Below are 5,876 nucleotides of genomic sequence, written 5' to 3'. Positions count from 1 at the left end.
ATGCTGTTAGGCATGTTTGCTTTACTTATTCTCGTGATGAAAGTGAGTGGTATTTCTAATTTGGCATCAAGCAAAGGCTATCATGTAACAGCGGAGTTTACTGATATAGGTGGTCTCAAGGTTAGAGCGCCGGTCACAGTTGCTGGTGTGCGTATAGGTGAGGTGACTCATATTGAATTGCAACCCGGTGAATTGAATGCCAAGGTAACCATGTTATTGCGAAGTGATAAACCAATACCGTTTGAAGATTCGTCAGCACGTATTTTGACTGAGGGCTTGATTGGTTCTAATTACATCAGTATTGTCCCGGGTTTTGATGATGAGGAAAATAAGGATCATCCTTATTTGCGTGAAGGGGACGTTATTGCAAAAACACAAGAAGCTGTCATTCTTGAAAATCTAATTGGTCAGCTTTTATTCAATATTAAGAAATAGGTGAATTATGAATGTAATAAAATCAATCGTCTTAGTTGCCTCTGTAGCGATATCTCAAATATTGTGGGCACAATCATCGCCTTTACCTATGCTTGAAGATACTGCTAATCAAATTATTGCTACCCTCAAGCAAAATAAAGCGAGCTTAAAAAATAATCCCCAAGTGATTCATCAAGCTGTCCAGCGCTATTTATTACCTAACGTCGATGTCAGTGGCATGTCGCGCTCCGTGTTAGGCCGCCAAGCTTGGAATAAAACGTCTGCAAGCGAGAGGAAGCAATTTGCTACTGCATTTACGCAATTGGTTATTCGTACCTATGCAACTCCTTTAGCTGAATACACAGATGAAACAGTAAAATTTCTACCTATAAGAGGTTCATTATCAAGTCGTTTTCTTCGTGTAAACAGTGTGATTGTACGCTCAAATGGACAAAATATTCCGTTAAGTTATAGTCTGGTGTCTAAAAATGGGACGTGGAAGATCTATGATTTAAGTGTAGAGGGAGTCAGTTTATTACAAAGCTTCCGCTCACAATTTGCTGAAGCATTACGAAGTTCAAGCATGCAAGATTTAATAAAACAAATGAACCAACGCAGTACTGTTAAAAAGGCGGCTTAAGTGCAAACACAATCTTTTAAACCGTCGTCAGAAATGACCTTTTCTACAGTGCAAACGGACTGCGAGCGCTTATATAAATATTGCCGGGAACATGCGGAGGCTATTTTAAAGATTGATTTAAGTGAGGTGGTTCATTGTGATAGTGCAGGTCTTGCTTTATTGATTGAAGCAGAAAGGCTTTGTAGAGAGAAAAACAAAACTTGCAAAATGGAAAATATGCCAAAAATTATTCATGTTTTGGCCGAATTTTGTGGAGTTAACGGGATATTGGCACCGTAAATGATAGGCTGTTTACATGTCGCTAGCTTGAGTGCTGATGGCTTGATAGTAGAAATGTAACAGACCCTTGTAGTAAAGAATACTCAGAGTGAGAAGTTGTATGGTAAGTAATGAAGAATTGGAGCGTCGCCTTGTGGAAACAGGCGAAGTTGATTTTGTTAAGGTTGAGGGGGATGGTTATCATTATCAGTTAACTATTGTGTCTAATGCATTCCTCGACAAATCAAAGGTAGCTAGACAGCAATGGGTTTATTCAAAGCTGAGGGATTATATTACGACCGGCAGTCTACATGCACTTAGTATGCAGACTTGGACAAAGGAAGAGTGGGAGAAAAGTCATGGATAAGTTGATAATAAACGGCGGTAAAGCTTTAAATGGCGAAGTCATGATCTCTGGTGCAAAAAATTCGGCTTTACCAATCATGGCTGCAACACTCCTTGCTACTGATAATGTGACGATCGCTAACGTGCCTCATCTTCGAGATGTTACTACCATGATGGAACTCTTGGGGCAATTGGGTGCGCAATTAACTGTTGATGAAAAAATGAATGTGCAAGTGGATGCTTCGCATGTTGATAATTATGTTGCTCCCTATGAGCTCGTGAAAACTATGCGTGCTTCTATTTTGGTGTTAGGACCCTTACTGGCTCGTTTTGGCCAAGCTGATGTTTCACTTCCAGGTGGCTGTGCAATTGGTACCCGTCCAGTGGATTTACATCTTAAAGCGCTTAAGGCAATGGGTGCTGATATTTCTGTGAAAAATGGTTTTATCAAGGCGCGTTGTAAAAAGGGGCGTTTACAGGGTAAGCCTTTGGTTTTTGATACTGTGACTGTAACAGGTACTGAAAATGTCCTCATGGCGGCTGTTCTTGCAGAAGGTAAAACACTCATCAAAAATGCGGCTCGTGAGCCAGAAGTTGTTGATTTAGCAAATTTCCTTACTCAAATGGGGGCAAAAATTTCTGGTGCTGGGACTGCAACTATTGAAGTAGAAGGGGTAAGCTCACTCACTGGCGGTCGATATGCAGTTATGCCTGATCGTATTGAAGCAGGTACCTATCTTACTGCTGGCGCACTGACACGTGGTAGAGTCACTGTACGTCGTGTAAAACCAGATAATTTATTGTCCATGCTTTGTAAATTTGAAGAAGCAGGTGCTGAATTGGCGATAGGAGAGGATTGGGTAACTTTGGATATGCATGGTTTGCGTCCTCAAGCGGTCAATATATCCACAGCCCCTTATCCGGCCTTTCCTACTGATATGCAAGCACAATTCATGGCTTTGAATACCATTGCTGAAGGTTCTTCTTCAGTGATTGAGAATATTTTTGAAAATCGTTTTATGCATGTACAGGAATTACAGCGTATGGGGGCTCAAATTCATTTAAATGGCAATACAGCAATGGTAACTGGCGTAGAAAATTAACCGGAGCTCCAGTTATGGCTACTGATCTACGAGCCTCTGCAAGCCTTATTTTGGCCGGCCTGGCTGCGGAAGGGGAAACCAATGTGGAGCGTGTTTACCATGTTGATAGAGGTTATGAACGTATTGAAGAAAAATTATCGATGTTGGGTGCTGATATTAAGAGGATTTCAGTGCGGTGATAGCCCGTAATGAATTAGCCTCTTATCTGCATACTCTATTGGCTTGTGCTAATTTTAATGATTATGCGCCCAATGGTGTGCAGATTGAGGGTAGCGATAAGATCGCGCGAATTTGTACGGCTGTTACTGCTTCAGCCGCCGTTATTGAGCAAGCTGTGGCATTGCAGGCAGATGCGTTGCTTGTGCATCATGGTTACTTCTGGCGAGGCGAGGATGCCGTGATAACTGGCATTAAGCGCCAGCGTATTGCTAAATTACTCATTCATAATATCACCTTATTCGCTTACCATTTGCCTCTTGATTGCCATCCAGAGCTAGGTAACAATGCTTGCCTGGCGAAACTTTTCGATTGTAATTCAATCACCATGCACCAGGTAGGTAAAACACCCAATTTACTATGGTCTGGTTCGTTAAAGCGGGGGAAAACGGCAAAAGAATTTTTAGCTGAATTACAGGCAAAATTAGGCAGAGAGCCTTTTTATATTCCTGGTATGGATAAACCTATTCGACGCATAGCCTGGTGCAGTGGTGCTGCACAGGATTTGATTGAAGAAGCCAATGCCCTTGGGGTTGATGCTTATTTAAGCGGTGAAATTTCCGAACGTACTTACTATCAGGCACAAGAATTAGGGATTCATTATTTTGCTTGCGGTCACCATGCTACTGAGCGTGATGGGATACAAGCCCTGGGTAACCATCTGGCAGAGCACTTTAAATTGCAACATCATTTTATTGATAGCTCTAATCCTGTTTAATTACTCCTTTCTGTTTAGCACATTGATAAAGCAAAAACACCAAAAATAAAATAATAATGCCAGAGAAGCGATTGATATAGTGCATCACTTTAGGGCTAAGGCGATGGCGCAATTTAAAGGCTACGAAACTACTGAGTAATAACCACCAAAGTGTTGAGCCAGTTGTTATCCCCAATACTAGTATAAGGGCGTGTATGAAGTCAGTTGCTGTACTGCCCAAACCTAAACCTGCAAATATAGCCATAAAGGATAAAATGGTTGCTGGATTCGTTAAGGTCAAGAAAAAGGTGGTAGCAAGGGCATGCAAGGGAGAGCGTTCTTTGTCTCTGGTTGTTTGTTCATAGGGATCTGTGAGAAAAAGTTTGATTCCAAAATAAAGCAAAAATAGCCCACCTATCAAGCGTATCCAAAATTGTTGAGTGAGCAAAAAAGAAGAAAGTACCGTTAAACCAAGTCCTGCAATTAATCCATAAACGCTATCAGCTAATGCCGCACCCAAACCACTCATGAGTCCAATTTGAAAACCATTATGGAGAGAGCGTTGGATACACAATATACCGATTGGACCAACAGGTGCCGCAATTGCAATACCAACAATTAATCCTTTGAAAAAGAATAATCATTTCATTCCTTAAAATGGTAAATAAAGCTCTTATGCAGTGAGATTAAACGATAAGTCTACTTATTCCAAACCTGTTGCAGAACGTGGTTTCTCAGTGCTGTATAAAGGCCAAATAATAGGATTTGTAAAGCGTGTAAGGGTGTGTTAATTATATTTTTAAGTAGGGACTTACTATTAATTATAAAGGATGGTATCAGCTATGGATTGGAGCATTGGCAAACAGATGACGCTTAAAAGCGCATTAGTCTTGTTAACCGTCGTTTTATCGCTTGGTTTAGCAGGTTCTCTTTTTGCTGCAAGTGGACAATTAATATTAATCAATTCCCTTGGGGTGGTTGTTAATGGCAGTTTAGGTGGTTCCGCTTCGAATGTGAAAGTGCAAGTCTATGACTCTACAGGAATTTGCTCAACGACTTCGTCTTTAGCTTATGGTGGGGTAGTAGTCGTACCCTGGAATAGTGCGAATACTCATTCGTCAACAAAATGCACGAATATAGTCAGTGTAGATGTCTCCGCCTTGAAAACAACGAGTGGCGTTATTCAATACGATAGTACTGCTAATCCTGTCCCGCCAACACTTGCTACTGCACCAACCACGTTTATTGCTCCCACAACTCCTGCGGCCAACATAGCACTCATTATTACAGGAAATGCTTCACCAGCAATGACTAATAGCGCAACCTCTTGGGGTTCCGCAGCAGGAATTCCACCTGTTTACCTTACTTCAAATGGAAGTATTTCCGTGACAGGAGTGATGGGGGGGTAGGTATGCAAGGTATCAAAGCCGCAGCGCGTATGCTACGTTATGGTGTGAGGCCTGCAGCTTAAATATCGGCAGCCGATAATTCCTTATTAGAATCATGTCTAGGCCTGGGGCCCTCAGGCCAGAGGCTTGGCTTACATTCCTATTTTATTTCTAATATAAACTCCCGCTGGCTTTAAATTGTTATCTCCCCAGGAGCCGGTTGCGCAGCTATTCGTTTTCCAGATAGCTCCAGAACGAAAATCATCGGAGTAATTCCAGTTTGTCCAACCAATTTTTCTTGTTGCCATAAGCTGCATATATCGATCAGACATAACAAAATCATTTGCTCCATCACCGCTGTAGGTTTGTGTACCAAACTCGGTTACAAAGATAGGGAGTACCTGAGAAGCGTTATCCAAAGCGCTTAAATACTCATCTCTGTGGGAGGCAGCATAAAAATGGAAAGTGTACATTATATTTGTAAATTGGACAGGATTGTTAACAATTTCCTGATAAGTACTACCCTCAGAGACACCGAGTGAACTCCAGCCACGGGTACCAATAAGGATAGGGGCATTGGCATCAATTGCCCGAATTACAGGAATCAATTGATCAGCATAGTTCTTTATTGTTACCCAACTTACTCCATTGGGCTCATTGGCAATTTCATAGAGAAGATTTTTTTATCTTTGTGGGCTGTAGCAATATCGGTGAAGAATTTTTTTAGCGTGGGTTAAATTGTAGTTTGGATCGCCTAGGATTTCAAAATATGCCAATCAACGATGACATAAAATTCCTCGTTCGTAGGCTTCATT

At 41.4% G+C, this 5,876-nt stretch carries 7 protein-coding genes and 2 pseudogenes; 7 read left to right on the top strand and 2 right to left on the bottom strand.

The features are described from left to right. The 6 genes and pseudogenes from mlaD to BN58_RS13555 all read left to right on the top strand — a co-directional run. Window positions 1-435, top strand: a 435-nt coding sequence (mlaD, locus tag BN58_RS13580; RefSeq protein WP_019217302.1) for an outer membrane lipid asymmetry maintenance protein MlaD, incomplete at its 5' end; no start/stop codon positions are given. Window positions 436-442: 7 nt separating this feature from the next. Further along, window positions 443-1,054, top strand: coding sequence for an MlaC/ttg2D family ABC transporter substrate-binding protein (locus tag BN58_RS13575; RefSeq protein WP_019217301.1), 612 nt, complete (start codon window positions 443-445; stop codon window positions 1,052-1,054). Beyond that, a complete protein-coding gene (locus BN58_RS13570; protein ID WP_019217300.1) occupies window positions 1,055-1,333 on the top strand; it encodes an STAS domain-containing protein in 279 nt (92 codons plus the stop codon). 100 nt (window positions 1,334-1,433) lie between these two features. Beyond that, a complete protein-coding gene (locus BN58_RS13565; protein WP_019217299.1) occupies window positions 1,434-1,679 on the top strand; it encodes a BolA family protein in 246 nt (81 codons plus the stop codon). Then, window positions 1,672-2,939 (top strand): annotated as a pseudogene (murA, locus tag BN58_RS25450) (UDP-N-acetylglucosamine 1-carboxyvinyltransferase). The gene BN58_RS13565 and the pseudogene murA overlap by 8 nt, the downstream one beginning before the upstream one ends. Next, complete coding sequence (locus tag BN58_RS13555; RefSeq protein WP_019217296.1) at window positions 2,936-3,694, top strand: Nif3-like dinuclear metal center hexameric protein; 759 nt, start codon at window positions 2,936-2,938, stop codon at window positions 3,692-3,694. Before murA ends, BN58_RS13555 begins: the two are co-directional and overlap by 4 nt. Here BN58_RS13555 and BN58_RS25445 read toward each other — a convergent pair. Further along, a complete protein-coding gene (locus tag BN58_RS25445; protein WP_019217295.1) occupies window positions 3,681-4,247 on the bottom strand; it encodes a LysE family translocator in 567 nt (188 codons plus the stop codon). The genes BN58_RS13555 and BN58_RS25445 overlap by 14 nt on opposite strands. Window positions 4,248-4,515: 268 nt before the next feature. Here BN58_RS25445 and BN58_RS13545 point away from each other — a divergent pair, with 268 nt between their 5' ends. Continuing rightward, complete coding sequence (locus tag BN58_RS13545; protein ID WP_019217294.1) at window positions 4,516-5,082, top strand: hypothetical protein; 567 nt, start codon at window positions 4,516-4,518, stop codon at window positions 5,080-5,082. A 131-nt stretch (window positions 5,083-5,213) separates the two neighbouring features. On the opposite strand, the pseudogene BN58_RS25440 reads toward BN58_RS13545, so the two are convergent. Beyond that, window positions 5,214-5,729, bottom strand: a pseudogene (locus BN58_RS25440) (glycoside hydrolase family 5 protein); the annotation flags it as partial. Window positions 5,730-5,876 lie beyond the last annotated feature (147 nt).

It is taken from the genome of Legionella tunisiensis, from assembly GCF_000308315.1.
GTDB classification, from domain to species: Bacteria; Pseudomonadota; Gammaproteobacteria; order Legionellales; family Legionellaceae; genus Tatlockia; species Tatlockia tunisiensis.
The sequence above is the reverse complement of the archived record's forward strand: the minus strand, read 5'-3'. Positions and strand labels throughout refer to the sequence as shown.